The 24,997-nt window shown below is 43.4% G+C and carries 27 protein-coding genes, 2 tRNA genes and 1 other RNA gene; 13 read left to right on the forward strand and 17 right to left on the reverse strand.

The genetic code is table 11. The features are described from left to right. Window positions 1–3: 3 nt before the first annotated feature. Entirely contained in the window at window positions 4–510 is a 507-nt protein-coding gene (locus FTU00_RS03435; RefSeq protein WP_159123480.1) for a hypothetical protein, read from the reverse strand. A gap of 168 nt (window positions 511–678) precedes the next feature. On the opposite strand from FTU00_RS03435, the gene FTU00_RS03440 reads away from it, so the two are divergent. The 3 genes from FTU00_RS03440 to FTU00_RS03450 all read left to right on the forward strand — a co-directional run bounded on the left by FTU00_RS03440 (window position 679) and on the right by FTU00_RS03450 (window position 2,446). After that, window positions 679–1,407: a hypothetical protein gene (locus FTU00_RS03440; protein WP_180179097.1), complete on the forward strand. Its 729-nt coding sequence runs from the start codon at window positions 679–681 to the stop codon at window positions 1,405–1,407. 170 nt (window positions 1,408–1,577) lie between these two features. Continuing rightward, window positions 1,578–1,663, forward strand: a tRNA-Leu gene (locus tag FTU00_RS03445). Between the two features lie 93 nt (window positions 1,664–1,756). Next, window positions 1,757–2,446 carry a hypothetical protein gene (locus FTU00_RS03450; protein WP_180179098.1) on the forward strand — a complete coding sequence of 230 codons (690 nt, stop codon included), beginning with the start codon at window positions 1,757–1,759 and terminating at the stop codon, window positions 2,444–2,446. A 28-nt stretch (window positions 2,447–2,474) separates the two neighbouring features. Here FTU00_RS03450 and FTU00_RS03455 read toward each other — a convergent pair whose 3' ends face one another. The 5 genes from FTU00_RS03455 to rlmE form a co-directional block, all read right to left on the reverse strand. After that, entirely contained in the window at window positions 2,475–2,789 is a 315-nt protein-coding gene (locus FTU00_RS03455) for a DUF5713 family protein (RefSeq protein WP_125278212.1), read from the reverse strand. 105 nt (window positions 2,790–2,894) lie between these two features. Next, window positions 2,895–3,746: a dihydropteroate synthase gene (gene folP, locus FTU00_RS03460; protein WP_005236811.1), complete on the reverse strand. Its 852-nt coding sequence runs from the start codon at window positions 3,744–3,746 to the stop codon at window positions 2,895–2,897. A 78-nt stretch (window positions 3,747–3,824) separates the two neighbouring features. Then, a complete protein-coding gene (locus tag FTU00_RS03465) occupies window positions 3,825–4,439 on the reverse strand; it encodes a GNAT family N-acetyltransferase (RefSeq protein ID WP_180179099.1) in 615 nt (204 codons plus the stop codon). Window positions 4,440–4,545: 106 nt separating this feature from the next. Continuing rightward, window positions 4,546–6,435 (reverse strand): ATP-dependent zinc metalloprotease FtsH, encoded by a 1,890-nt coding sequence (ftsH, locus tag FTU00_RS03470; protein ID WP_034170205.1) that lies wholly within the window; start codon window positions 6,433–6,435, stop codon window positions 4,546–4,548. 133 nt (window positions 6,436–6,568) lie between these two features. After that, complete coding sequence (gene rlmE / locus FTU00_RS03475) at window positions 6,569–7,219, reverse strand: 23S rRNA (uridine(2552)-2'-O)-methyltransferase RlmE (RefSeq protein ID WP_004784794.1); 651 nt, start codon at window positions 7,217–7,219, stop codon at window positions 6,569–6,571. Between the two features lie 196 nt (window positions 7,220–7,415). On the opposite strand from rlmE, the gene yhbY reads away from it, so the two are divergent. Beyond that, complete coding sequence (gene yhbY, locus FTU00_RS03480) at window positions 7,416–7,739, forward strand: ribosome assembly RNA-binding protein YhbY (RefSeq protein ID WP_180179100.1); 324 nt, start codon at window positions 7,416–7,418, stop codon at window positions 7,737–7,739. A gap of 11 nt (window positions 7,740–7,750) precedes the next feature. Further along, on the forward strand, window positions 7,751–8,290 hold the full coding sequence (locus FTU00_RS03485; protein ID WP_179992809.1) for a DOMON-like domain-containing protein: 540 nt from the start codon (window positions 7,751–7,753) through the stop codon (window positions 8,288–8,290). 276 nt (window positions 8,291–8,566) lie between these two features. Here the strand turns inward: FTU00_RS03485 and FTU00_RS03490 are convergent, their stop codons facing one another. Together FTU00_RS03490 and FTU00_RS03495 are read right to left on the reverse strand one after the other, a co-directional pair. Continuing rightward, window positions 8,567–8,791 carry a hypothetical protein gene (locus tag FTU00_RS03490; protein WP_159123475.1) on the reverse strand — a complete coding sequence of 75 codons (225 nt, stop codon included), beginning with the start codon at window positions 8,789–8,791 and terminating at the stop codon, window positions 8,567–8,569. Between the two features lie 102 nt (window positions 8,792–8,893). Next, on the reverse strand, window positions 8,894–9,382 hold the full coding sequence (locus FTU00_RS03495) for a hypothetical protein (protein WP_004784804.1): 489 nt from the start codon (window positions 9,380–9,382) through the stop codon (window positions 8,894–8,896). Window positions 9,383–9,692: 310 nt separating this feature from the next. Between FTU00_RS03495 and carA the strand changes: the two genes are divergently transcribed. From carA to greA, 3 genes are all read left to right on the forward strand, one after another. Then, window positions 9,693–10,832: a glutamine-hydrolyzing carbamoyl-phosphate synthase small subunit gene (gene carA, locus FTU00_RS03500; protein ID WP_179992811.1), complete on the forward strand. Its 1,140-nt coding sequence runs from the start codon at window positions 9,693–9,695 to the stop codon at window positions 10,830–10,832. A gap of 13 nt (window positions 10,833–10,845) precedes the next feature. Further along, a complete protein-coding gene (carB, locus tag FTU00_RS03505) occupies window positions 10,846–14,076 on the forward strand; it encodes a carbamoyl-phosphate synthase large subunit (RefSeq protein ID WP_159123473.1) in 3,231 nt (1,076 codons plus the stop codon). Window positions 14,077–14,161: 85 nt separating this feature from the next. Continuing rightward, window positions 14,162–14,638 carry a transcription elongation factor GreA gene (gene greA / locus FTU00_RS03510; RefSeq protein ID WP_005236827.1) on the forward strand — a complete coding sequence of 159 codons (477 nt, stop codon included), beginning with the start codon at window positions 14,162–14,164 and terminating at the stop codon, window positions 14,636–14,638. A 77-nt stretch (window positions 14,639–14,715) separates the two neighbouring features. Here the strand turns inward: greA and FTU00_RS03515 are convergent, their stop codons facing one another. After that, window positions 14,716–15,297, reverse strand: coding sequence for a TetR/AcrR family transcriptional regulator (locus FTU00_RS03515; protein ID WP_180129881.1), 582 nt, complete (start codon window positions 15,295–15,297; stop codon window positions 14,716–14,718). 139 nt (window positions 15,298–15,436) lie between these two features. Here FTU00_RS03515 and FTU00_RS03520 point away from each other — a divergent pair, with 139 nt between their 5' ends. Beyond that, window positions 15,437–15,841 carry a RidA family protein gene (locus FTU00_RS03520; RefSeq protein ID WP_180179101.1) on the forward strand — a complete coding sequence of 135 codons (405 nt, stop codon included), beginning with the start codon at window positions 15,437–15,439 and terminating at the stop codon, window positions 15,839–15,841. 98 nt (window positions 15,842–15,939) lie between these two features. Beyond that, window positions 15,940–16,575, forward strand: coding sequence for a CatB-related O-acetyltransferase (locus FTU00_RS03525; RefSeq protein ID WP_180179102.1), 636 nt, complete (start codon window positions 15,940–15,942; stop codon window positions 16,573–16,575). Here the strand turns inward: FTU00_RS03525 and FTU00_RS03530 are convergent. The 5 genes from FTU00_RS03530 to coaD all read right to left on the reverse strand — a co-directional run bounded on the left by FTU00_RS03530 (window position 16,559) and on the right by coaD (window position 18,719). Next, window positions 16,559–17,356 (reverse strand): hypothetical protein, encoded by a 798-nt coding sequence (locus tag FTU00_RS03530; protein ID WP_373686156.1) that lies wholly within the window; start codon window positions 17,354–17,356, stop codon window positions 16,559–16,561. The genes FTU00_RS03525 and FTU00_RS03530 overlap by 17 nt on opposite strands. A gap of 53 nt (window positions 17,357–17,409) precedes the next feature. Then, a tRNA-Met gene (locus FTU00_RS03535) sits at window positions 17,410–17,486 on the reverse strand. Between the two features lie 72 nt (window positions 17,487–17,558). Then, an RNA gene (gene rnpB, locus FTU00_RS03540) (RNase P RNA component class A) lies at window positions 17,559–17,936 on the reverse strand. 26 nt (window positions 17,937–17,962) lie between these two features. Beyond that, a complete protein-coding gene (locus FTU00_RS03545) occupies window positions 17,963–18,226 on the reverse strand; it encodes a YfhL family 4Fe-4S dicluster ferredoxin (protein WP_034581081.1) in 264 nt (87 codons plus the stop codon). A 1-nt stretch (window position 18,227) separates the two neighbouring features. Further along, a complete protein-coding gene (gene coaD, locus FTU00_RS03550) occupies window positions 18,228–18,719 on the reverse strand; it encodes a pantetheine-phosphate adenylyltransferase (protein WP_180179103.1) in 492 nt (163 codons plus the stop codon). Between the two features lie 138 nt (window positions 18,720–18,857). Between coaD and smpB the strand changes: the two genes are divergently transcribed. Beyond that, window positions 18,858–19,334, forward strand: coding sequence for an SsrA-binding protein SmpB (gene smpB, locus FTU00_RS03555; protein WP_004784822.1), 477 nt, complete (start codon window positions 18,858–18,860; stop codon window positions 19,332–19,334). 52 nt (window positions 19,335–19,386) lie between these two features. Here the strand turns inward: smpB and FTU00_RS03560 are convergent, their stop codons facing one another. Genes FTU00_RS03560 through rluD form a run of 3 tightly spaced genes read right to left on the reverse strand, consistent with a single transcriptional unit; the run spans window position 19,387 to window position 21,822 of the window. Next, on the reverse strand, window positions 19,387–19,947 hold the full coding sequence (locus tag FTU00_RS03560) for a flavodoxin family protein (RefSeq protein ID WP_159123468.1): 561 nt from the start codon (window positions 19,945–19,947) through the stop codon (window positions 19,387–19,389). A 40-nt stretch (window positions 19,948–19,987) separates the two neighbouring features. Further along, on the reverse strand, window positions 19,988–20,728 hold the full coding sequence (gene pgeF / locus FTU00_RS03565) for a peptidoglycan editing factor PgeF (protein ID WP_180012739.1): 741 nt from the start codon (window positions 20,726–20,728) through the stop codon (window positions 19,988–19,990). A 41-nt stretch (window positions 20,729–20,769) separates the two neighbouring features. Continuing rightward, entirely contained in the window at window positions 20,770–21,822 is a 1,053-nt protein-coding gene (gene rluD / locus FTU00_RS03570) for a 23S rRNA pseudouridine(1911/1915/1917) synthase RluD (RefSeq protein ID WP_004784827.1), read from the reverse strand. A gap of 71 nt (window positions 21,823–21,893) precedes the next feature. On the opposite strand from rluD, the gene FTU00_RS03575 reads away from it, so the two are divergent. Both FTU00_RS03575 and FTU00_RS03580 read left to right on the forward strand, forming a co-directional pair. Beyond that, window positions 21,894–22,886, forward strand: coding sequence for an outer membrane protein assembly factor BamD (locus tag FTU00_RS03575; protein ID WP_180016906.1), 993 nt, complete (start codon window positions 21,894–21,896; stop codon window positions 22,884–22,886). 196 nt (window positions 22,887–23,082) lie between these two features. Continuing rightward, window positions 23,083–24,987 carry a DNA primase gene (locus FTU00_RS03580; RefSeq protein ID WP_180179104.1) on the forward strand — a complete coding sequence of 635 codons (1,905 nt, stop codon included), beginning with the start codon at window positions 23,083–23,085 and terminating at the stop codon, window positions 24,985–24,987. Window positions 24,988–24,997: the final 10 nt, after the last annotated feature.

The raw sequence follows: 24,997 nt of genomic DNA on the forward strand, positions 1-24,997 counted from the left end.
AATTTAGATTTTTGATAAAAGTGCTTCAAGGACTGCCTGATAATGGATCTGGATATCTTCCTGCAAAATTTTGTAGGTATTATCAAATTGCACCATTGGCCAGCCTTCTTTCCAGAATGGGAAAATATTATGTAAGTCATGAGTGACGACCGCATCTTCACGTAGAATCGCCTGTGCAATCTGTGCCAGTACAAAGGCAGTTTCCGCACCATCAATTGCCAGGTAATCAACACCACGCGCTTTTAAAATACGGATACGGTCTTTCTTATAGCGGATTTTTTTGATTTGGGCTTCATTCAGATTCAGGGCCAGAGAAACTGCTTCAACAAATTTTTCTTCAAATGACTGATTCAATACGACCAGCGCCTGTTTATGCGCTTCCTGACGACCCGCTTTACCACCCTGACGAATAACTTCTTTTGCTTCCGTATCTAGCTCATCATTCTTCATGGTTTGAAGGATGTCTAAAATTTCGATGTCGCTTAGCGTCGCAGGAGATTGATCAGTCATAAACTGTCCCTAAAAAATAAATATGCAATGGGCTATTTTCGCATAAATCCTCACTAAAAAATTAAAATCTTTAGCTTCAACTCTAATAATTGCAAAATCCGGATCATCTCTATCATTCTGGCGTAAATTGGCTATAGTAGGCGGCAAGTTTCTTATTTACTTTTTATCATGCAAACCAAACAGATTGATCTTTTATTGCAGCAACTTAAACTGCTTTATCCCGCTGCCTTCAAAAGAAATTATCTGTTTTATGGCCAGATCAAGACCAAGGGTATTTTAAGTGATCTCAAGGAACTGATTCCCTGGGTGCTGGCTGCCATGATCTTTGTACCGATTAGCCTGGTTCTCAAAGATGTTTATTCCTCTAAGCTATCAACTGCCCCAGACTTTCAGGCGCAAGCTTATGCAATTCTGACTATTCTGTTATTTCTGATGCTGGTGGTTCCACTAGTGATCAAGCAGATCCGGCACTCTTCTCATTCCCTCTATCAGTTTTTAAGACATACACCGATTAAACTCACTGTAGTCATTGTGCTGGAAGCGCTGAATCTGGTTTTTCTACAAAGCAGTATGACCATGTGGATTTTATTCTTTTTCGGGATCAGTTTTGGTTTTGTACGGTTCTATAAAGAAAATATGTTCCGCCCTGCTACCAATAGCACTGAAAAATATCAACTGCAGCAGTTACGTCGCATCTGTTTCTGGGCTTATCAACAAACCTGGAAACTACGTCTGAAATTATTTTTTCATTCCAAGCCGACCTCCCCAAATGAAGAATTGAAAAATCAGCTTCAGCACTATGCGGATTTACATACCCGCTTGTTTAAACTGGAACATGAGCAGTGCAAGAAGATTAAATACATCGATATCGATACTTATCTGGACGAGCACCTGTAAATGTTTTATGAATCACGGCCTGAAATAGAAAATTACATGACTTCTCACGCTTATCATCTAGCACTATGGATTTAATTTTTTAATTTAAACTACTGAATTGCTTGAAAATAAAGCAAACGTATTGAAATTTACTTGCCAAGCTTTATTTCGTCCTCTATTATTGCGCACATGCCCGAGTGGTGAAATCGGTAGACACAGGGGATTTAAAATCCCCCGCCCACAAAGCGTGCCAGTTCGAGTCTGGCCTCGGGCACCATTTTAATTCTGATTAGAATGGTGCAATGAAAATCTCCAGCATTCAGCTGGTTTTTTTTATGCGTGATTATCACCAATAGAATGTGCCCTTCCCATGTCTGCATCCCGTTCTTTTGATCTAGCCAGATTGCAATTACGCCATCCTGATGCATTCTTTTGCAGCCTCAGCTATGGCCGTTATAAATATTTGAACCAGACCACTGATCTCTATCTGTATTTACGTATTGGTATTCTGATCATGATCACAGGATTTTGTTGCCTGTGCTTTTCGCTGCCGTTTTACCCTGACTTTGTGACTTCAAAATATCAGGCGCTTAGTGCAGGTACTATTGTAATGATCGGCATGCTCTATCCTTATATCTGGCGCGCCCAGTTTCAGGCGAAATACAGTTCTGTTCGCTATGCCAAGCGTTTGCAACTCTGCCTGTATATGCAAACCCTGATTGCGATTCTGTCATTTATAAATTATCAGTATTTTCACTCAGCATTTATTACCTTGCCTTGTTTGGCCCTGCTTGCTTTCAGTAGCCTCGTACCGGTTTTAGTTGAGCCCTGCTTTAGAGTTTCGACTCGCAGCACCCTATTGGTACGTTTGCAGAAAATCCGTCAGCTGGCTTACTGGTCTTATCAGCAATCGCAAAGCAAAGGGCCGGAACCGGTGCCTTATCAAAAAGATTTAAAACAGTATTATCTGGATTTGCATCATAGCTGCATGCTGGAAGAGCAGAAATTACTGGATGAAATTCATTATAAAAATTTAAAAGACGTATTTTCAGATTATTAAAAAAAAGCCCTGTTTAACAGGGCTTTTTTTACCATTCGCGATTAACGACCAGTTCTTCCATTTCAATATCAAACAGACCCTGCTCTTGCACGACCATCATCATGGCCTCGGCAATATAGTCTGCGGCAGTATCATCCAGAGAAGAGTCCAGATCTTCAAACTGTGGCTTCATGGCATTGATGTCTGCCACAGTCTCATGGGCCAGCTGATATACATCCTGATCTGATAAACCGGATTTAGATACTTTTGAAGCAAAACGTTCGATGTGTTGCTTGATTTCTGCAACCAGAATATCGGGATAATATTCATCATCGAACATGGGGAGAAGTAAATCTGCAAACATTACAGGCACTCTAAAAGATGACAATCTAACTTAAGCGTGCCTGTATAGCACATTGCTGTTTAAAAGCCAAACAGCTTGTGCTCCTATATGTCTTTCAGCCCAGATTTAGGCATTTTGCATAGCTTTCCAGATTTTGATGGCGTCTGCTGTTACCTTGACATCATGTGCTCGAACCATACAGGCACCTTGCTGAATGCTCAGCAAATGCGCCGCAGCCGAACCTACTGCACGTGCTTGTGGTTCTGCACCATTCAGAGCAGCACCAATAAAACGTTTGCGGGATAAAGCAGACAAAATCGGATAGCCCATTTCTGTCAATTTATAAAACTCTTGCAACAGCTTTAAATTTTGCTGGGCATTTTTTGCAAATCCAAAACCAGGATCAATCATGATATGTTCAGCTTTAACACCCACATCTAGAGCATCTTGAACCCGTTGTGACAGTTCCCGAATCACATCCTGAGTCACATCATCATACTGATCCAGATTATTCATCGTAGTCGGCTCACCACGCATATGCATGATGATCACCGGAATATTCAGTTCTGCTGCCGTCTCTAACGCTTGTGGACGAGTGAGCGCGCGTACATCATTCCAGATATGTGCACCCGCTTTCACGGCTGCTTTAATCACTTCTGGCTGTGAAGTATCAATCGAGATGATCACATCATGCTTGGCCAGTTCTTCAACTACAGGCACAACACGACGGATTTCTTCTTCAACTTCCACGACTGATGCACCTGGACGTGTAGATTCACCACCCACATCAATTACGGTGGCACCATCAGCAATCATTTCCAGGGCTTTTACTACTGCCTGATCTTTCTGATTGTGCAGCCCCCCATCGCTAAAGGAATCCGGAGTCACATTTAAAATTCCCATCACATGCGGCTGAGACAAATCCAGTTTCAAATGACCGAAAGTCCAGATCTGTGGTCGTAGTGGCTTCAGCTGCATGGTTCAATCCTAGTTCACAATAACCCCGGTATTGTCTTATGGAAAGATCAATAAAGCAAAGCTCAATCTATTCAATAGCTAGATTTCAAAATAGTTCTTATTGGAATATTGCATCAGCTTGGATTGCAGTAACGCTTTTACATCAACCCATTCGCTTTTTAAAATACTATAGATATAACTATCTCTGAGTGTCACGCCATCTTTACGCAGCATATGACATCTAATGATGCCATCCTGTTTGGCACCCAGAGCTTCAATAGCTTTTTGACTTTTAAGATTCAGATGATCAGTCCGAAAGCCTACCACTTGAGCATTCAGCTCTTCAAATGCATGCTGCAGCAAAAGATATTTACAGACCCGGTTTACATAGGTTCGTTGATAAGGTTTGGCATACCAGGTAAAGCCAATTTCAACACGTGGAATTTCCGGCTTGATATCATGAAAGCTGGTGGTGCCGATTGCTCGGTCTGAAGTTAAATCAATCACGGCAAAAGCCATTCTTTCACCTTTGGACTGCTGTTCAAAAGCTTGGGTAAAGTAGTGTTTAAGTTTATGTAGGTAAGGTACCGAACTATATAACACTTCCCCCAAGTCCCCTTCGGCACATGCATTTTCTAAGTCTGCAAAATGTTCCCAGCTCAGTGGCTCCAAACGTAGCTGATAAATACTGGATTCCAGAACAAGTAAATTCATTCTTATTTTTACTCATTGATTTTTATAAATTGACTATAGCATTCAACTAGATATGACAAAACAATAGCCATAAAAAAACCACCCGAAGGTGGTTTTAATTGTTAACTTAGTTCGCTGGTAATGGCGGAGGAGTCATTGGACCATCAGTCGGTGTTACATCAATCACTGGATTGTCTGAAACATAAACTTTAGGTGGTTTTGGCTCACGACCTTCCATAATGTCACGAATCTGTTCACGATCAATTGTTTCCCACTCAAGCAGCGCTTTCACCATGGCATGGGCAATATCTTTGTTATTTTCAAGGATATCGCGTGCAACCTTGTATTGCTCATCAATGATGCGACGAACTTCCGCATCTACCTGTTGTTGGGTTGCCTCAGAAATCGTACGGGTACCAATGCTACCCATAAATGACTGTTGAGAGTCATCTTCATAGACCATGACGCCTAACTTGTCCGACATACCATATTTGGTCACCATTGCACGTGCCATTTTAGTTGCACGTTCAAAGTCATTCGAAGCACCAGTCGACATCTGGTTAATGAAGACTTCCTCTGCGATACGACCACCGAACAGGATTGAAAGTTCATTCAACATTTTGTCTTTATAATGGCTAGTCTGGTCAAATTCAGGCAACTGCCAGGTAACACCCAATGCCCAGCCACGCGGCATGATGGTAACTTTATGCACAGGGTCTGTACCTGGAAGCATTTCTGCCACAATCGCATGACCTGCTTCATGGTAAGCCGTAGCACGACGTTCTTCTTCACGAAGTACCATCGATTTACGTTCAGGACCCATGTACAGTTTGTCTTTCGCATCTTCAAAGTCATGCATATCGACTGTGTTCTTGTTACGACGGGCAGCAAATAATGCCGCTTCGTTTACAAGATTCGCCAACTGTGCACCTGAGAAGCCCGGTGTACCACGTGCAAGTACTTTAACATCTACACCTGTAGTAGAAGGAAGTTTCTTCAAGTGTACATTCAGGATTTGCTCACGACCTTTAATATCTGGCAGACCTACCATTACCTGACGGTCGAAACGACCTGGACGAAGTAAGGCTTTATCCAGTACGTCAGCACGGTTAGTTGCTGCGATGACGATAATGCCTTCATTGCCTTCGAAACCGTCCATCTCCACCAGCATCTGGTTCAAAGTCTGTTCACGTTCATCATGACCGCCACCTGTACCTGAACCACGATGACGACCGACTGCATCAATCTCATCAATGAAGATGATACATGGTGCATGTCGTTTTGCCTGTTCGAACATGTCACGTACACGAGATGCACCGACACCGACAAACATTTCAACGAAGTCAGAACCTGAGATACTAAAGAATGGAACTTTTGCTTCACCTGCAATGGCTTTAGCGAGCAAGGTTTTACCTGTACCTGGAGGACCCACCATCAGGACGCCTTTAGGAATAGTCGCACCCAAGCGTTTGAATTTTGCAGGATCTTTCAGGAAGTCAACAATTTCGACTACTTCCTGTTTTGCTTCATCACAACCCGCCACATCAGTAAATGTTACTTTGATCTGGTCTTCAGATAGCATTTTCGCTTTAGATTTACCAAAGCTCATTGGGCCATTCTTGCCGCCTGCACCGCCACCCATGTTGCGCATAAAGAACATGAATAACAAAATGATTAGAAGCACAGGGAAACTTGCAATCAGCAATTGCATGAGCAAGCCTTGACGTTGAGGCGCTTCACCTTCAACGACCACATTATTTTTAATCAGGCTTGGCATCAGTTCTGGGTCTTGAACTGCCGGGCGAATGCTTTCAAACTCTGAACCGTTTGATTTTTCACCGCGAATTCTTTCGCCATCAATTGTAACTTGTTTAATTTGGCCAGCATTGACCGCGGCAACAAACTCCGAATAGTTCATTGTAGTCGGTTGATTGCGGTCACTGACGTTGCTGAAGATTAACACCAGCACACCCAGTATCACGAGCCACAATACGGCATTCTTAAAAAGATCGCTCAAAGCTTTATTTCCCATTCCAATCTAATTTGATCATGCCCTCGAAGGGTGACCTTAATCAATAAGCTGCAAATCAATTTGCAATAATGTAAAAACCTACAAAATGCACAATTTTTAACGTGTTGGCAAGTAAACTTTATTTCAAAGCCTTCTTGCGTCCCTGTCCGACCAGAAACACTTCTTTCGAACGGGCACGTGATGCAGCAGGTTTAATCGTCTTCAATACATCAAAACTGTTGACGACTTCTTTACGAAATTCATCAAAACCTGAACCCTGGAATACTTTCACTACAAACTGTCCTTTGGGACCGAGTACCTTGTTGGCAAAATCCAGAGCAAGTTCACATAAATAAATCTGACGAGGTTGATCTACAGCTCTATTACCTGATGTATTGGGGGCCATATCTGAAATTACAACGTCTACTGTGCGTCCGTTTAAAATATTTAACAATTTATCGAATACTTCTTGTTCACGGAAATCGCCCTGCAAGAAAGTCACATCAGGTAGCGCATCCATTTCCAAGATGTCTGATGCAATCACCAGACCTTTATCACCGACCAGTTTTCCGGCAATCTGGGACCAGCTTCCTGGGGCAGCACCCAAGTCCACTACAGTCATGCCGGGTTTGATAATGCCGTATTTTTCCTGAATTTCTAGCAACTTGTACGCAGCACGGGCACGATAACCTTCTTTTTGTGCTTTTTTCACATAAAAGTCATCAAGATGCTCTCTCATCCACGCACGACTACTTTTAGATAACTTTTGGTTGGTAATGCGTGTTGCCATAACTCTCTAAATAAAAAAAACTTCTAATGATTCATTGTACGTGAAAAACACATTTTTTGCAGTATACATGTGTATCTAAATCTGAGTATTCCGGTGTGATTTCCGATTATTTATAAGTGATTATTTCCTGAGAATTTACAGCGTTTGTTTTTCGCTTTTGCTATACTAAGCCGTTTTAAAAATCAGGTTATCTCTCATGGCGTCTTTATCTGTTCAGGAACGTAAGCGTTTACGTCAAATTGGACATGCATTAAACCCAGTTGTAATGCTTGGTGACAAAGGCTTAACTGAATCTGTAGTTGAAGAGCTAAATCGTGCCCTTAATGATCACGAACTCATTAAAGTAAAAGTTGTGGCTGAAGACCGTGAAGCACGTGCAGCACTCATTGCTGAACTTTCAGAAACTACAGGTGCTGAAGTGGTACAAACTATTGGTAAAATTGCGCTGCTTTACAAGAAAGCTCCAAAGCAAAACCAGAAGTTATCCAATCTTGTCCGTTTTGCCCATCTTTCTAACTAAGTACAGGATTTATGGCCAGTTACGAACTCAGCGCATTTGATCGCCGTTTTCAGGCAATCTCATTGGTCGGTGCCATCGAACAGCAAAATCCATGCAGCTTGAATGTCGGATTTTGGTTGCGCGATCCCAACCAGTACGTGCTGTGGCCAGAAATGGTTACTGCACATCCCCGTCGTAATTTTTTGTGGGAACAGACCTGCTTTGAAATCTTTATCGGGGTTCAGGGTGAAGATTATTATCGTGAAATCAATCTCTCTCCTTCTCAGGCCTGGCAAGCCTATCAGTTTGAGGAATATCGCTATCCGGAAGATATGCCGCCACCTGCTGCATACGATATCGAACTGAATCAGCTTAAACGTACCCATTATGGTCTGAATGTCAGTCTGGATCTGACCGAGTTTATGGTTGAGCATAAACTTAAATGGGCAGACCTGTTTATTGGTCTGACAGCAGTATTAAAAACCTCACAAGGTGATCAATACTTTGCGATGCAGCACAGCAGCCCAGAAGCAGACTTCCACAATAAACGGGATTGGCTGCATGTCTTTTAATGCAGATTAAAAGCATTTGCTGGATAACAAAGATATTAAAAAACGTGAGCATTAAAGTCTCACGTTTTTTTATGGGCTTTTCCGGCTCATCCGCTCAAAGTTCGCTGTTATAGCTTGAAGAAAATATTTTTCTGTATTTTCTCTACGTAGATTCAGGTCAATATTAAATTGAAATAATTAGCCTGCTCTCAACACTTAGGGCTGGCTACTTTAATAATAATTTAAACGATATTTAAGCTGATAGACTAAGAGTTCATTTTAATTGTTTTCGACATTTTAGTGATGTAAGCGGTAATTGTCCTGCACTGATTTTACCGCGGCATAAAAAATTACAGTTAACGTGAAGATGATCAGGATAATCGTTCCAAAAGTTAGTCCAAAGAATCCCAGACATAACATCATCACACCGAGATAAAGTGCACGCATCAACCAACTTTCCAGATTAAGCATCATAATTAGCGTCAGTAAACAAAGTACACCTACAAAATAATGCTGCTGCATCGTGACCCCCTTTCATTATTATTGTGAGTCCGTTTTGCCTCAAAAAGACAAAGGAGAACGTATCCAGTTCTCCTTTCATGCAATTTAAGTCAGCGTCTTCCCTTAACTCTTCAGCTCAGGGCTTTTTTCTGAACTTTCAGCTTTTACCATGGGTTTGACCTTTTTTAGAACTTCAATGGTACTGTCTTTTGATCGCTTGAATGTACCAGTCAGATGCTCTTTATGTTTGGTCGAGATCTGGCTGACATCTTCTTTCAGTTCCTTACCCATATTGGATAAGTCTTCAATGACTGCAGTAAATTCGGTTTTGATAAAGCTGGTTAATTCAGTCAGTTCTTTTTGCGAACCAAATAACTGCTCTTTCAAAGTATCGATCCGTTGCAACAGATCCTGTTTCAACTGACGTAACTGCTCCTGCACAGTATCACCCAGCTGTTTCGCTTCGACTTCAAGTTTCTCTTTGCTTTCTTCGATGGTTTCCACCACCTGTTCTTTGGCTTCAGCTGCTACTTTTTCAAGCTGTTCAGTCGTTTCTGAAACCACGGTATTGATCTTTTTCTTGGATTGGGAAGATTTCGCTGCTGTAGTCATGTGTCTTATTCCTATAGTTATATTACGACTCATCCATATTAGTAGTTTTGATAAAAATTAAGATTTGATTTGTTAGACAATTCTTAATTGCTTACATTTTTTTACGTTGTTCGTAAAACAGACTTTCAAGCAAAAAGCAAGCCATTTATCTCATACTTTTGCTGTAAAGCTATTGGACTTGGGGGGTGGTTCTGCGTATAATGCCGTGTTAAGTTCAAGCGAGCAGACATAGGAGGGTAGGTTTAAAAATTAACCTTCCTTTTTTTTCGTCTACTCGCTTTTTTACAGCCTAAATTTCAGGAGCTTTGGTTTGAGCACCCCAGCAATTTTAGCCCTTGCCGACGGAACTATCTTTAAAGGTACTTCAATTGGCGCATCGGGTTGTACGACTGGTGAAGTCGTTTTCAACACTGCCATGACTGGCTATCAAGAAATTTTGACTGATCCTAGTTATGCACAGCAGCTTGTAACGCTAACTTACCCACATATCGGTAACACAGGTTGCAACGAAGAAGACGCTGAATCAGGTCGTATTCATAAAGTATGGGCAAACGGTTTAATTATCCGTGACCTTCCTTTACTACATAGTAACTTCCGTGCGAATCAATCACTCGGTGATTATTTAAAACAGCACAATGTAGTTGCCATTGCTGACATCGACACGCGACGATTAACTCGAATTTTGCGTGATAAAGGTGCACAAAACGGTTGTATCCTTGCGGGTGAAAACATCACTGAAGAAGAAGCAGTCGAAAAAGCACGTGCATTCGGTGGTTTAAGTGGTTTAGACCTTGCGAAAGAATGCTGTGATCCGACCGGTTTCGAATGGACTGAAGGCTCATGGGCACTTGGCAAAGGCTTTACTCAACCTGAACTTAAATTCCATGTAGTTGCATACGACTACGGTGTCAAAACCAACATCTTGCGTATGCTCGCAGACCGCGGCTGTAAATTAACTGTGGTGCCTGCACAAACTCCTGCTGAAAAAGTACTTGCGTTAAATCCAGATGGCGTATTCCTGTCAAATGGTCCTGGCGATCCAGCTGCATGTGACTACGCAATTGAAGCTGTAAAAACAATTGTTGAAACAACTGAAATTCCAGTATTTGGTATCTGCTTAGGTCACCAGATTCTTGCTCTTGCATCGGGTGCTAAAACGGTAAAAATGCCGCACGGTCACCATGGCGCTAACCATCCTGTACAGAACATCGAAACTGGTACAGTGATGATTACTTCTCAAAACCACGGCTTCGCAGTGGATGAAAGCACCTTGCCTGCGGTATTGTGTGTGACTCATCGCTCACTGTTTGATGGTACGAACCAAGGTATTCATCGTACAGATAAACCTGCGTTCAGCTTCCAGGGTCACCCTGAAGCAAGCCCTGGTCCACATGACTGCGCACCATTGTTCGATCATTTCATCGAACTTATCGAAGCATCTAAGAAGTAATTAAGGAAGCATCATGGCTAAACGTACTGACATTAAAAGCATCTTGATCATTGGTGCTGGTCCGATCGTCATCGGTCAAGCATGTGAGTTTGACTACTCAGGTGCTCAAGCATGTAAAGCGCTTCGTGAAGAAGGCTACCGCGTTATTCTGGTGAACTCTAACCCAGCGACCATTATGACCGACCCTGCAATGGCAGATGCGACGTATATCGAACCGATTACCTGGCAGACTGTTGCAGCAATTATTGAAAAAGAACGTCCAGATGCTGTGCTTCCAACGATGGGTGGCCAGACTGCACTGAACTGTGCCCTTGCACTGGATGCCAACGGTATTCTTGAAAAATACAACGTTGAACTGATCGGCGCGACCAAAGAAGCGATCGAAAAAGCAGAAGACCGTAAGTTGTTTGACGAAGCAATGCGTAAAATTGGTCTGGAATGTCCAAAAGCGGCTATTGCTGAATCAATGGAAGAAGCACTTGAGATTCAAGCGCGCTTCGGTTTCCCTGTGATTATCCGTCCATCATTTACGATGGGTGGTTCAGGCGGTGGTATTGCTTACAACCGTGAAGAATTCCTGGAAATCTGTGAACGCGGTTTCGACCTCTCTCCTACTCACCAATTATTGATCGATGAATCATTGATTGGCTGGAAAGAGTACGAGATGGAAGTTGTTCGTGACAAAAACGACAACTGTATCATTGTATGTGCGATCGAAAACTTTGACCCAATGGGCGTACACACCGGTGACTCGATCACTGTTGCGCCTGCACAAACACTGACTGATAAAGAATACCAGTTGATGCGTAATGCATCTTTAGCAGTTCTTCGTGAAATCGGTGTTGAAACGGGTGGTTCTAACGTTCAGTTCGGTATTAACCCGAAAGATGGTCGTATGGTAATCATCGAGATGAACCCGCGTGTATCGCGTTCATCTGCACTGGCATCTAAAGCGACTGGTTTCCCGATTGCGAAAATCGCAGCGAAACTGGCTGTTGGTTATACCCTTGATGAGCTGAAAAACGACATCACTGGCGGTACAACTCCAGCATCGTTCGAACCAGCAATTGACTACGTTGTTACCAAGATTCCACGTTTCAACTTCGAAAAATTCCCGCAAGCTGATGCAACACTGACTACACAGATGAAATCTGTAGGTGAAGTGATGGCGATCGGCCGTAACTTCCAGGAGTCTGTGAACAAAGCACTTCGCGGTCTTGAAGTTGGCGCAACTGGTTTTGATGAAAAAATCGAAGTGGGTACTGAAGGTGCGCGCGAGAAGATTCTTCAAGAACTTAAAGTTCCAGGTCCAGAACGTATCTGGTATGTGGCTGATGCATTCCGTCACGGTTTCACGCTTGATGAAGTATTTGCGGCAACCAATATTGACCGCTGGTTCCTGATCCAGATCGAAGACATCGTTAAAACTGAAGAACAAATCAAATCTTTAGGTTTTGGTGATCTTAACGCTGACAATATCCGTTCATTTAAACGTAAAGGTTTATCTGACCACCGTATTGCCAACCTGATGGGTATTTCACAAAAACAATTCCGTAAGCACCGTTGGAATCTGGGCGTAACTCCAGTCTACAAACGTGTGGATACATGTGCAGCAGAGTTTGAATCTGATACAGCGTACATGTACTCAACTTACGATGAAGAGTGTGAATCTAATCCGTCTAACCGTGACAAGATCATGGTGATTGGTGGTGGTCCTAACCGTATCGGTCAAGGTATCGAATTCGATTACTGCTGTGTACACGCTGCCCTGGCAATGCGTGATGACGGTTATGAAACCATCATGGTGAACTGTAACCCTGAAACAGTTTCTACCGACTATGACACTTCAGACCGTCTGTACTTCGAACCGATTACACTTGAAGACGTTCTTGAAATCGTACGTACTGAAAAGCCGAAAGGTATTATCGTGCAGTACGGCGGTCAGACTCCACTGAAACTGGCTCGTGCTTTGGAAGAAGCTGGTGCGCCAATTATCGGTACATCTCCAGATGCGATTGACCGTGCAGAAGACCGTGAACGTTTCCAACAAATGATTCAACGTCTGCAACTTCGTCAACCTAATAACAGCATCGTAAAATCTGCTGAAGAAGGTATGGCAGAAGCAGCTAAAGTGGGTTATCCACTGGTTGTACGTCCTTCATACGTACTCGGTGGTCGCGCGATGGAAATCGTGTATAACGACGAAGAATTAAAACGCTACTTACGTGATGCTGTACAAGCATCGAATGAAGCGCCTGTTCTTCTGGATCACTTCCTTGATGATGCGATTGAAGTTGACGTGGACTGCGTATCTGACGGTAAAGACGTGGTGATCGGCGGTATTATGCAGCACATTGAACAAGCCGGTATTCACTCTGGTGACTCTGCATGTTCGATTCCTCCATATTCATTGTCTGAAGACGTGCAAAACGAAATGCGTCGTCAAACCATCGCTATGGCTAAAGAGCTTGGCGTTGTAGGCTTGATGAACGTTCAGTTTGCAGTTAAAGGTGATGATGTTTACATTCTGGAAGTGAACCCTCGTGCTTCTCGTACGGTTCCGTTCGTTTCTAAATGTATCGGTGAATCTTTAGCAAAAGTAGCTGCACGTTGTATGGCTGGCCAATCTCTTGAGTCTCAAGGCTTTACCAAAGAGATTATCCCTGCTCACTTCTCTGTGAAAGAAGCAGTATTCCCATTCAACAAATTCCCTGGTGTTGACCCGATCCTTGGCCCTGAAATGAAATCAACAGGCGAAGTAATGGGCGTTGGTAAAACATTTGGTGAAGCGTTCTACAAAGCTGTTCTAGGCTCTAACGATCGTTTACCAGGTCTGCCAACTGAAGGCGAAGTGAAACATGCATTCATCTCTGTACGTGATTCTGATAAACCACGTGCGGTAGGTATTGCGAAGCAGCTTGCTGACTTCGGCTTCAAGATTCTTGCGACTGGCGGCACATACGATGTAATTAAAGCTGCAGGTATTGAATGTGAACGTGTAAATAAAGTAACCGAAGGCCGTCCAAACATTGTAGACCGCTTGAAAAATGGTGAAATTCACCTCATTATCAATACCACTGAAGGTAAACAAGCTCAGCAGGATTCATTCTCGATCCGTCGCTCTGCGCTTCAAGGTAAGGTATACCATACCACTACCCTGAATGGTGCTGATGCTGTATGCCAAGCTTTAGCAATTAAATTGCCAATGGATGTATATCGTTTGCAAGATTTAACAGTAGGTTAATTCGTTACTGAGAAGTCCCGTCACCTTCTCGGTGGCGGGCTTTTTTTCATTTATAGACTTTCATTTTTATTACTGAGGGACAACTATGCAACGTTATCCTATGACTCCCGAAGGCAAACTTGCCTTAGAGAAAGAATTACACCAACTGAAAACTGTGGATCGTCCACGTATTACTGCAGCGATTGCAGAGGCACGTGAGCATGGGGATTTAAAAGAAAACGCGGAATATCATGCTGCGCGTGAGCAGCAAGGTTTCTGTGAAGGCCGTATTCAGGACATCGAAGGTAAACTGGGCGCTTGCCAGGTGATTGATGTTAAAGAACTGGAGCAAAACGGTCGTGTAGTTTTTGGTGTCACTGTGACTATTGAGAATCTAGACACTGAAGAACGCAAAACTTACAAAATCGTAGGTGATGATGAAGCAGACTTTAAGATCAACAAGATCTCTGTGAACTCTCCGATCGCGCGTGGCCTGCTGGGTAAAAACGAAGGCGACGATGTGAAAATCGTGACACCACAAGGTGAAGTCGAATACGAAATTGTAAGCGTTGAATATATCTAATTTTTAACTAGATATTTTAGGCTGTAAGACCCCTCAGATGAGGGGTTTTTTATTGATTCTAGAAATTTCCATCGATTTTATTTTAAGAAGCCAGATGCCAATGCTTCAAAGGCCTGTAAAGCCTGAGGTAAGACCTGTGCAGGATCCTCACTAGAAGCGACCCATAGTGCTGCATTCATTGCTGCACCATTGAGCAAGACTGCCGCAGCAAGTGCATCGACTGGTTTTAATCTACCTTCAGCCAGTAACTGTTCTACACATTCACGTGTCGACTGCAGGCATTTATTTTGACTTGGCCAATGTGCGGGGTCCCCTAATACTGCCGGACCATCACGTAGCACAATCCGTTGAAACTCAGCATTTAATGCATGTTCGATATAGGTACGCCCTTCAAGCATTAATCCTTCCCACAGATCATCAGGCTGCTCCAGATGTTGCCCGGCATATTCAGCCATTTCTGAATCAATCTGATCGACCACGGCGGCAAACAAGCCTTTCTTATCTCCAAAATGATGGTATAGCGCACCCCGGGTCAGCCCCGCTTCTGCCGTGAGCTTATCCATGGAAGTGTCCGCATAACCGTATTCAGCAAATGTACGACGTGCGACTTCTATGAGTTTTTTGCGGGTTTCCGCCATTTTTTGTTCACGTACAGACATATGTTGTTTCCATCAGCATTGTGAAAAATTTTAATTGACATACGCATCGTATGTCAATTATGTTTACATACGATGCGTATGTGAAAATTTGAACTGCTTTCTAAAATACGTATAAATTAAATATTGAGCGAGGATTATCATGACTAGAACTGCAATATTTCCCCAAGATCGCCATGCTTTGTATGAACAGCATGGTTATTCTGCTGCCATCAAATCAGAAGATTTATTATTTGTTTCTGGTCAGGTTGGTAGTCGTGAAGATGGTAGTCCTGAACCTGACTTTGAGAAACAGGTAGAACAAGCCTTTGAAAACTTGGCTGCTACATTGGCAGCAGCTGGCTGTACTTTCAATGATATTGTCGATGTCACCACCTTTCACACCGATCCTGAACAGCAATTTGAGAGTATTATGAAAGTTAAAAACGAGATTTTTACGCAAAGGCCCTATCCGAATTGGACAGCTGTGGGGGTGACCTGGCTGGCAGGTTTTGACTTCGAAATCAAAGTCATTGCGCGTATTCCTCAATCCGCTAAGGCCATGTAAAACTTAACCCTGATCAGGCCAGTTATTGAATGGGATTGTTCTCCAGCTTAGAGACCAATTCGCTATAATGGCGTATTCCTTATTTTTGTATTTTGGTTATGGCTGAAAAACTGATTAATTCCCCTGTGAACCATTGGTGCGAGTTCGAATTCATCTCCAAAACCGTGAAGAATCCAAATATTCATATCAAGGGCAATTACAGCTATTACTCAGCTTATTGGGATCAAGGTTTCGAGCGTTGTGTGGTGCGTTATCTGCATGACAAACCAGCCACACCAGAGAAACCAATTGACCAGCTTTATATCGGCAATTTCGTCTGCTTTGGCGCAGAATGCGTAATTATGATGGGTGGCAATCAGTTGCATCGTACTGACTGGATTTCAGCATTTCCGTTCGATACACGCAGTTTTGTACCTGCTGGCGACACAGTCATTGGCGATGGTTGCTGGATTGGCTCGCGCGCCATGATTATGCAAGGTGTGACGCTAGGCGAAGGTGCTGTGGTGGCAACAGGTGCGGTTGTGACGAAAGATGTACCAACTTATGCAGTCGTTGGCGGTGTACCTGCGAAAATTATTAAGTATCGTTTCCCTGAGGAAGATATAAAAAAACTGCTGTCACTTAAGCTTTATGACTTAGATGAAAAGCAGTTTCTAAAAATGCGTGAACATTTGCAGACGGATGATGTGGTATCACTGATTAATTATTTCAAATCACTTAGCGATAAGGGGTAACGACCACCGTTCTCTTCCGTACCTTTTTCCTTGCCTTATCTGCAGGCCAATCGGTTTTAGTATAAGTTAGATCCCATTGATAGTAGGGTTTCCCAATATCCTGATAATTAATTGAGAGTACGGTGTAGTGTTCATCATGACAGTGTGAAGAGGATCTCTTATAGTCCTGCTCACCAAAGCACGCTTTAATTCGCTCATAAGAATAAAAAGGTATGTCTTCAAGAACCCGGTGTGCTTTTCCTTTAGGCAATAATTGAATAAATTGTGCAATCTGCTCGCTTCGACCTCCGCCTGCATAGCTTGTAGATGAACTAAACACTAAAGCAACCGCATAACTGTTCCGATTCAACGGATATAGGGCAGGATATATAAACTCTTCACTGATCTCATTCTCTTCAAGCGCATAAACCTGTTGATACCTGGTTAGATCCCAATAATCAACGATTTGATACTTTCCAAGATGTTTTGAAAGCTGAATCATTTGTAAATTTTCATTAATTAAATAATATTTTTCAGCTTCAGCAATTTTAACTACCCAAAGTTTTGCACCACTCTCATCACAACTAAGTTTTATTTTCTGACAAATTGATCGTATTTCTGCTTTGGAAATACTTTTTTCTTTAAAAGGAAGTGACTTAATTGAATCTGCAGCAAAAACAGGTAAAGCAATAAAGAAAATCAGAGTTGATAGCATTAAATTTTTAATCATCATACATATTCTTGTTATTTGTTTTATTTTAACTATTGTAAGGCTTTTTAGATTTTTAACCAATGAAGCCACAAAACATCAGCCATAAAAAAACCCACTCAATCGGAGTGGGTTTTTTCAGAATATGGTGGCTATGACGAGACTTGAACTTGTGACCCCCGCATTATGAGTGCGGTGCTCTAACCAACTGAGCTACATAGCCTTAAACTGTGCGCGCATTATGGGTTTTTCTGTTTAGAACGTCAAGCCCATATTGTGCTGATTGATCAAAATTTGGTGAAGTGAGCCGATAAGCCGGGTTCTGTCGAGAACGATCATTCCTCTAGGCGTACAATCACTCATACGCTCAAGCGACCTACCCGGATCCAGCATGGGCCATGCCTAAAGGATCCCTATTTGGTCTTGCTTCCGGTGGGGTTTACCATGCCATGAACTGTTACCAGTCATGCGGTGCGCTCTTACCGCACCCTTTCACCCTTACCTCCGATTCCGATTACTCAGAACCATAATGAAGGCGGTCTACTCTCTGCTGCACTTTCCGTCGGCTCACGCCGCCCAGGCGTTACCTGGCACCTTGCCCTATGAAGCCCGGACTTTCCTCCCCTGCTTCAATCACGGAGATCTCCACAGCAGCGATCGTCTGGCTCACTTCGAGCCGCATAGTACCAAATCTGGCGACTAATTGCTTGATGTTTTTTGAGCAGTCAGTTTTTCATACTTGGCCTGAAGCTCCTCACGCGTCTCGGCATGGTTCGGATCAAGCGGGATACAGTCCACAGGACAAAATAACTGGCATTGTGGTTTGTCGTGATGCCCGACGCACTCTGTACATAAGTCCGGGTTAATTTCATAGATGACGTCACCCATGAAAATTGCCTCATTCGGACAGACAGGTTCACAGACATCACAATTGATACATTCATCGGTGATATATAAAGACACTCTACCAACCTTGCTGAAGTTTACGCTCGAAGGCTTCAACCACGTTTGGCGGAACAAACTTGGTCACATCACCTCTTAAACGAGCAATTTCACGCACCAATGTGGATGAAATAAAAGAATATTGCTCTGAAGGAGTTAAAAACACCGCTTCAAAATGAGAATCCAGTTGACGGTTCATGTTGGCCAGCTGGAATTCATACTCAAAATCGGACACTGCACGTAAACCACGCAATACCGCTGTGGCATCCTGCTCGCGGAAGAAGTTCACCAGCAGGCCATCAAATCCTACAAATTCAACATTGTTCAAATGGCTTAATGACGTTTGGGCCAGTTCAACTCGTTCTTCCAGACTAAATACCGGGTTTTTGTGATGTCCGATGGCAATTGCAACTACAACTTCATCAAACATCTTTGCTGCGCGGGTCACCAAATCAATATGGCCATTGGTGATCGGATCAAAAGTTCCCGGATAAATTACACGAGTTTTAGTCATCCATTTGTACTCTGTTTATTGTGTAAGTTTCCATTTTAACAAAATCTTCATTTTTTAGTGAAGAAACTCCATCAATTTAAACACTTCAACTCAATAAAAGTTACGGTACAATAGCTACAACTTTGGAAGTGTCTGATTATGGCGAAAGCAACTGTAGTTAAAAAAAATAACGGCGGAACGATTGCTCTGAACAAACGTGCCCGTCACGATTATTTTATTGAAGAAAAATTTGAAGCTGGACTTTCCTTGCAAGGCTGGGAAGTAAAATCCCTGCGTGCCGGTCGTATGAGTATTGTGGAGAGCTATATCACCTTTAAAAATGGTGAAGCCTTCCTGTTCGGCGCACAGATTCAGCCTTTACTGAGTGCATCTACCCATGTTGTCCCTGAAGCGACGCGTACCCGTAAACTGCTGCTGAAACGCCGTGAAATTGAAAAACTCATGGGCGCGATCAACCAGAAAGGTTATTCCTGTGTACCACTGGCCTGTTACTGGAAAGGCCCACATGCCAAGCTGGAAATTGCGTTGGTAAAAGGTAAACAGTTACATGATAAACGTGCATCTGAAAAAGACCGTGACTGGCAACGTGATAAAGCGCGTATTTTCCATAAATAATGCCAGCAATAAAAAAACCTCCAATTGATGGAGGTTTTTTTTATGGATCGAATTAGGCTTTCAGATTCAGACGGGCCAGTGTCAAGGCAATATATTCACCAAACCAGATCGCGGTTTGTAAATCCCCTTCCGGTGGTGTCACTTCAACAGGCGCATTATCAGATTGGGTCATGAGACCCAGAAAGCTCGACATACGATTCAGATCGGTAGTGGCACGACCTGTCGGCATTAACGGTAGACCTGACCACAACATGCCATGTTGCATCGCAAACAGATTAATCTGCTGCAAGACAGCCAGCTTGTCCCCACTTAAGCCACCACCATTGGTAAAGGCTGCTGCCAGCTTGCCTTGCCAGCTACGTGCCAGCCAGCGCTTGGACGACTGCTCCATAAACAACTTCATGGCAGAGGTTAGACTACCCATATAGGTCGGACAGCCAAATACAATCGCATCGGCAGCGTCCAGCACCTCCCAATCCACCTGTTCCACATTCATCATATGCACCTGGACACCAGTTTTTTGTGCGCCTTCGGCAATGAAGTTTGCCACTTTAGCCGTGTGTCCATAAGGACTGTGATAAACAATCGCAACAGATTGGGAAGATAGGGACATAACAATCAAAAACCAAGAATTTCAATCAAGTTTAACATTTTCATGCCATAAACACGAATGTTGCCATGCGTCCGGTTTTGGCTTCACGGCGATAGGAAAAGTATTCATCCGCCTGACGATATGAACACTGATCGCCACCTAAAACAGTCTCAACACCCTGCTGCTGTAAGATGTAACGCGCAATTGCATACAGATCCGCATAGTATTTCCCGGCCTGTTCCCCTGCCTGAAATGCACTGTCCAGTTCAGGATATTTAGAACAGAAAGCTTCTTTTACTTCTGCGCCAATTTCAAAACACGGCTGGCTGATCGCTGCACCAAGCCACGCCCAGGTTGGCTGGGTCTGCATCGCGGCAATGGTATTTTCAACGATACCGCCTGCCAGCCCACGCCAGCCAGCATGCAGATTGGCCACTTCAGTACCTTCAGCATTACCCAGCACTACCGGCAAGCAGTCTGCCGTCATCATCATTAAGGCATGAGCTTTGCGCTGTGTCACCAGACCATCACCGACCAATGCCTTAAAAGGCATCTGCTCATTGATAGTATGACAAATGGTGCTATGCGTCTGTGTCATCCAGGTAATTTTGTCCACGCCAAAAGGCTGGAAATCTTTCAACAGCTGAATGCGATGCTTCTGTACACGCGCAGCATCATCATTGACATGCAAAGCCAGGTTAAAGCCCGCTAGCTCTGGCTGGGCTGATGGCTGTACCTGTTCATGATAAACACGGGTCTGACCTACATAAACACCTTGAGGCAAACCTTGTACAAATTGCATGTCGCTTCCCTTTTTTTAATGACTGCTAATAGAATGAAAAATTAATAGGCCTTGTTTTCGCTACGCAGCACTTCAACCAGATTGGCGAAGTCTTCTGGCCACGGCGCATTAAAGGTCATTTCTTCTTTGGTACGTGGATGTTTCAGGCCTAGAGTCGCTGCATGCAATGCCTGACGTTTAAAACCACGCAAGGTGTCATCTAGCAATTGCGAAGCACCGGCTGGCATACGCACACGTGGCATATAGACCTGATCACCCACCAGACCATAGCCCAGGTAACTAAAATGCACACGAATCTGGTGCGTACGGCCGGTTTCCAGACGTGCCTGAATACGGGTGAAATGCTGGAAGCGCTCTTTCACATTGTAATGCGTCACCGCTTCCTTACCGCCTGGCAGGACTGCCATTTTCACACGATCAACCGGATGGCGTTTAATCGGTTCATCAATGGTACCGCCGGCAATGATGTTGCCATACACAATCAGGTCATACACACGGTAGACGGTCTTTTTCTCAAGCTGCTTGCTAAGCGCAAACTGTGCTTCCAGATTTTTAGCAACAACCAATAGACCACTGGTGTCTTTATCAATCCGGTGTACTAAACCTGCACGCGCCAGTTCAGAAGATTTCGGATAGTGATGCAGCAAAGCATTGACCAGTGTACCAGTCATATTGCCTGCACCCGGATGCACCACCATGCCCACTGGTTTGTTAATGACAATGATGTCATCATCTTCATAGACGATATCCAGTGGAATATCTTCAGGCAGACTACGGGTTTGTGCCTCCAGTTCAACGTTTAAAGTCAGGGTTTCAAAACCGTCACTTTTAAATTTTGGCTTAACTGGTTGACCATTCACTAATAAATTGCCGTCTTTGATCCATTGTTTGAGCTTTTCTCGAGAAAAATCGCTCCAGACCATGGCCGCAATCTGGTCGATACGTTGCCCGATATAACTTTCATCCAATTGAAATTGCAACGATAAACGTGTTGCAGTTGCGTCTGAAGTATGGTTATCTGCATCCTCAGAATCTTCAAGTAAATTGAAATCAGTATCAGGGATATTAGAATTGGAAGATTGTGCTTGACTCATTTGCTCATTCAGACAAAAGTGGTTTAATAGTGCAATTGTAGCTCATTGCCCGTATTAACAGAGGAATTTTTATGTCGCTACCACATTATAAAATGACAATGCTTGCTATGACGTTAGGCATTGCATCGGCAATGGTAGGCTGTAGCAGTAATCCAAAAAAAGAAGTCGTGGACAAAGGTCCAGAATCTAGCGAACAGGTTTATATCCAGAAAGCACAGAACGCGCTAGATCGCAAACAATATACTGATGCAGCAAAACAGCTCGAAGCACTGGAAACCTATTACCCAACCAGCCAGTATGCACCGCAGGCGCAACTGGAACTGCTGTATGTCAAATTCCAGCAAAAAGATTATGAAGGTGCTGTTGCACTGGCAGAACGCTTTATCCGTCTGAATCCGCAACATCCAAATGTCGACTATGCTTACTATGTCCGTGGCGTAGCGAATATGGAGCAGAACTATAATGGCCTGCTACGTTATACCTCACTAAAACAGTCACACCGTGATGTGAGCTACCTGAAAGTAGCTTACCAGAATTTTGTCGATTTCATTCGCCGCTATCCATCAAGCACCTATGCAGTAGACGCTGCACAACGTATGAAGTTTATCGGTCAGGAACTGGCAGAAAGCGAAATGAATGCGGCCCGTTTCAATATCAAGCGTAAAGCATATCTGGCTGCTGTTGAACGTGGTTTATGGGTAATTGAACACTATCCACAAACGCCACAGATTCCAGAAGCGCTGGCAACCGTTGCTTACGGCTATGACAAACTAGGTGATAAAGCCACAGCACAGCAATATATCGAAGTACTGAAACTGAACTATCCAGGTCTGGTGAATGCTGATGGTACTGTGAACCTGCGTGCAGCACGTAGTGAAGGCAGTTTCTTCAACCGTGCGACTTTGGGTATTTTCGGTAAAGAAGCCAAAACCGTGACCGATACGTCTAGCCAATCATCTGAAGACCAGTCAGAAAAACGCAGTCTGACCAATCGCATGACGTTTGGTTTACTCGATCGTCCTAAAACTAATGAAACTGAGCTACCTGAACCGATTGCTGAATAAGCCGACTCTCGAAGGTGCAATTTCCTCAAGGGCAAGTTATCATACTTGCCCTTTTGCATTTTCTGAGCAATGCTTGAACAAATTGTGCAAACAGGTTATACCAATTAATTCATTTATAGCGTTGGATGAATCATCCTACTCTTAATTTTCAATGATTTAACACCTAAATAACGCAGCACGAGAAGCTTAGCAAACCATGGCCATTCCTCAGCATACGATTGATCAGATTCTCGATCGCACCGATATTGTCGATGTGATTGGTCAATACGTGAAACTAAAAAAAACTGGCCGTACTTATTCGGGCTGTTGCCCTTTCCATCAGGAAAAATCGCCTTCTTTTCACGTCTACCGTGACAAGCAGTATTTCCACTGCTTTGGCTGTCAGGCTAATGGTAATGCCATTCGCTTTTTAATGGATATTGGCAGCCGCAATTTCATTGAAGTGATGAAAGATCTGTCCAGCCAGACCGGAATTGAACTGCCTAAAGACAATAAAGATTCCAACCGCTTAAAATACAAACGCGAAGCTAAACCAAAACCGGTTGCAGCATCACCAGCAAAAACTGCGGATACATCTACAAATCCGACGCCTGAACAGTCTGCTTATTTTGATCCATTTGCTGAAATTCAGACACCTGAAGCTGAATTTTATACAGATGACCCTTTTGCTGCTTTTGAGCAGATGCCTGCAGCAGAAGCACAAGCAGATGGCAACTTATACGACTTGCTGGAAAATATCGCGCAGTTTTATGAGCGTCAACTACCCAACAGTCCAAGTGCCCAGCAATATTTTAAACAGCGTGGTCTGACCGCAGAAACGATTGCCTACTGGCGACTCGGTTATGCACCGGAAGACTGGCAGCATCTGGAAAAAGCCTTCCCGCAGGATATTGAAGGTCTCAAACTTTTAGGTCTGATTCGTACTAGCGATAGTGGTCGGGATTTTGACCTGCTCCGTGACCGTGTCATTTTCCCGATTCGTGATAGTAAAGGCCGTGTGGTCGGTTTTGGTGGTCGTGCACTGAATGACGAAATCAAACCGAAATACATCAACTCGCCCGATTCAGAAGTTTTCCATAAAAACCAGTTATTGTATGGGCTGTATGAAGGTCGCAAGCAGAAAGCTCAAGACTGGCTGATGGTGGAAGGCTATATGGATGTCATTGCCTTGCAGCAATATGGCATTCATGGTGCAGTAGCTACTTTGGGAACGGCCAGTAATACTGATCACCTAAATATTCTGTTCAAGCAGAATAACCGGATTACCATTGCCTTTGATGGTGATGCGGCTGGACAAAAAGCGGCACGCCGTACTCTGGAAATTGCTCTACCCTTACTGAACGATGGGCGTGAGCTCAAATTCTTTGTCCTGCCGAATGACCATGACCCAGACTCCCTGATTCGTCGTGAAGGCATTGAAAATTTCCGCCGTCTGCTGGATCAGGCACCGTTGCTCTCTGACTTTGTCTTTGCTCATCTCACCCAGAATCACGACATTGCAACGCCTGAAGGTAAAAGTCAGGTGATGGGAGAGCTACGTCAGCTAACCGAATTATTGCCCAAAGCTGGCTCATTCCGTTATCTGCTACAGCAGTTCTTTCGGGAAAAACTCGGTTTTAGCCGCAAATGGCAACCCAAAGTCAATAATGACGCCTCTCTAAGCTTTAGCACCAAAATTGATGCCGAAGAGTATGTCATTGCGATTCTGTTGAATCATCCATATCTGTATATTCATTTTGAACCATTACGCGCACTGGTCAGTGAAGATCAATTGCTATTCAAGATCCTGAATATATTTAATGTGATTTTTGATGAATTGCCGGATGATCCGGAATTGTCGACCTATTATGTACTCGGTGCCTGTGCTGCACATCATCATGAGTTACAGCATATCCTGCAACATGCCAATGTCAGTGATTACACCTCTTCTCCTGAGCAGGCAGACAAACTGGCGGCAGACTTCTCGATCAAGCTGCAATATCAGTGTCTACAACACAAATTAAAATCGAAAAAGTTTAGTAGCATCGCGGAGATGAAAAATCTCAAGATGCGGATTTATGAAATTGATAAAAAACGTTCCATGACCTTACTCGAAGATTAAAAATCATGAA

It is taken from the genome of Acinetobacter sp. YH12041 (assembly GCF_013419975.1).
In the GTDB taxonomy this organism is placed as follows: Bacteria; Pseudomonadota; Gammaproteobacteria; order Pseudomonadales; family Moraxellaceae; genus Acinetobacter.

Bases quoted from the DNA above. Each gene is read 5' to 3' on its own strand.
- FTU00_RS03485 (WP_179992809.1), top strand. From the start codon at position 7,751: ATGGCCAGTTACGAACTCAGCGCATTTGATCGCCGTTTTCAGGCAATC.
- FTU00_RS03435 (WP_159123480.1), bottom strand. From the start codon at position 510: ATGACTGATCAATCTCCTGCGACGCTAAGCGACATCGAAATTTTAGAC.
- smpB (WP_004784822.1), top strand. From the start codon at position 18,858: ATGGCGAAAGCAACTGTAGTTAAAAAAAATAACGGCGGAACGATTGCT.
- rlmE (WP_004784794.1), bottom strand. From the start codon at position 7,219: ATGGCAACACGCATTACCAACCAAAAGTTATCTAAAAGTAGTCGTGCG.
- FTU00_RS03495 (WP_004784804.1), bottom strand. From the start codon at position 9,382: ATGACTACAGCAGCGAAATCTTCCCAATCCAAGAAAAAGATCAATACC.
- pgeF (WP_180012739.1), bottom strand. From the start codon at position 20,728: ATGCAATTTGTACAAGGTTTGCCTCAAGGTGTTTATGTAGGTCAGACC.
- carB (WP_159123473.1), top strand. From the start codon at position 10,846: ATGGCTAAACGTACTGACATTAAAAGCATCTTGATCATTGGTGCTGGT.
- rluD (WP_004784827.1), bottom strand. From the start codon at position 21,822: ATGAGTCAAGCACAATCTTCCAATTCTAATATCCCTGATACTGATTTC.
- FTU00_RS03450 (WP_180179098.1), top strand. From the start codon at position 1,757: ATGTCTGCATCCCGTTCTTTTGATCTAGCCAGATTGCAATTACGCCAT.
- coaD (WP_180179103.1), bottom strand. From the start codon at position 18,719: ATGACTAAAACTCGTGTAATTTATCCGGGAACTTTTGATCCGATCACC.
- FTU00_RS03465 (WP_180179099.1), bottom strand. From the start codon at position 4,439: ATGAATTTACTTGTTCTGGAATCCAGTATTTATCAGCTACGTTTGGAG.
- FTU00_RS03440 (WP_180179097.1), top strand. From the start codon at position 679: ATGCAAACCAAACAGATTGATCTTTTATTGCAGCAACTTAAACTGCTT.
- FTU00_RS03580 (WP_180179104.1), top strand. From the start codon at position 23,083: ATGGCCATTCCTCAGCATACGATTGATCAGATTCTCGATCGCACCGAT.
- FTU00_RS03525 (WP_180179102.1), top strand. From the start codon at position 15,940: ATGGCTGAAAAACTGATTAATTCCCCTGTGAACCATTGGTGCGAGTTC.
- FTU00_RS03455 (WP_125278212.1), bottom strand. From the start codon at position 2,789: ATGTTTGCAGATTTACTTCTCCCCATGTTCGATGATGAATATTATCCC.
- yhbY (WP_180179100.1), top strand. From the start codon at position 7,416: ATGGCGTCTTTATCTGTTCAGGAACGTAAGCGTTTACGTCAAATTGGA.
- FTU00_RS03520 (WP_180179101.1), top strand. From the start codon at position 15,437: ATGACTAGAACTGCAATATTTCCCCAAGATCGCCATGCTTTGTATGAA.
- folP (WP_005236811.1), bottom strand. From the start codon at position 3,746: ATGCAGCTGAAGCCACTACGACCACAGATCTGGACTTTCGGTCATTTG.
- FTU00_RS03490 (WP_159123475.1), bottom strand. From the start codon at position 8,791: ATGCAGCAGCATTATTTTGTAGGTGTACTTTGTTTACTGACGCTAATT.
- FTU00_RS03560 (WP_159123468.1), bottom strand. From the start codon at position 19,947: ATGTCCCTATCTTCCCAATCTGTTGCGATTGTTTATCACAGTCCTTAT.
- greA (WP_005236827.1), top strand. From the start codon at position 14,162: ATGCAACGTTATCCTATGACTCCCGAAGGCAAACTTGCCTTAGAGAAA.
- FTU00_RS03515 (WP_180129881.1), bottom strand. From the start codon at position 15,297: ATGTCTGTACGTGAACAAAAAATGGCGGAAACCCGCAAAAAACTCATA.
- FTU00_RS03575 (WP_180016906.1), top strand. From the start codon at position 21,894: ATGTCGCTACCACATTATAAAATGACAATGCTTGCTATGACGTTAGGC.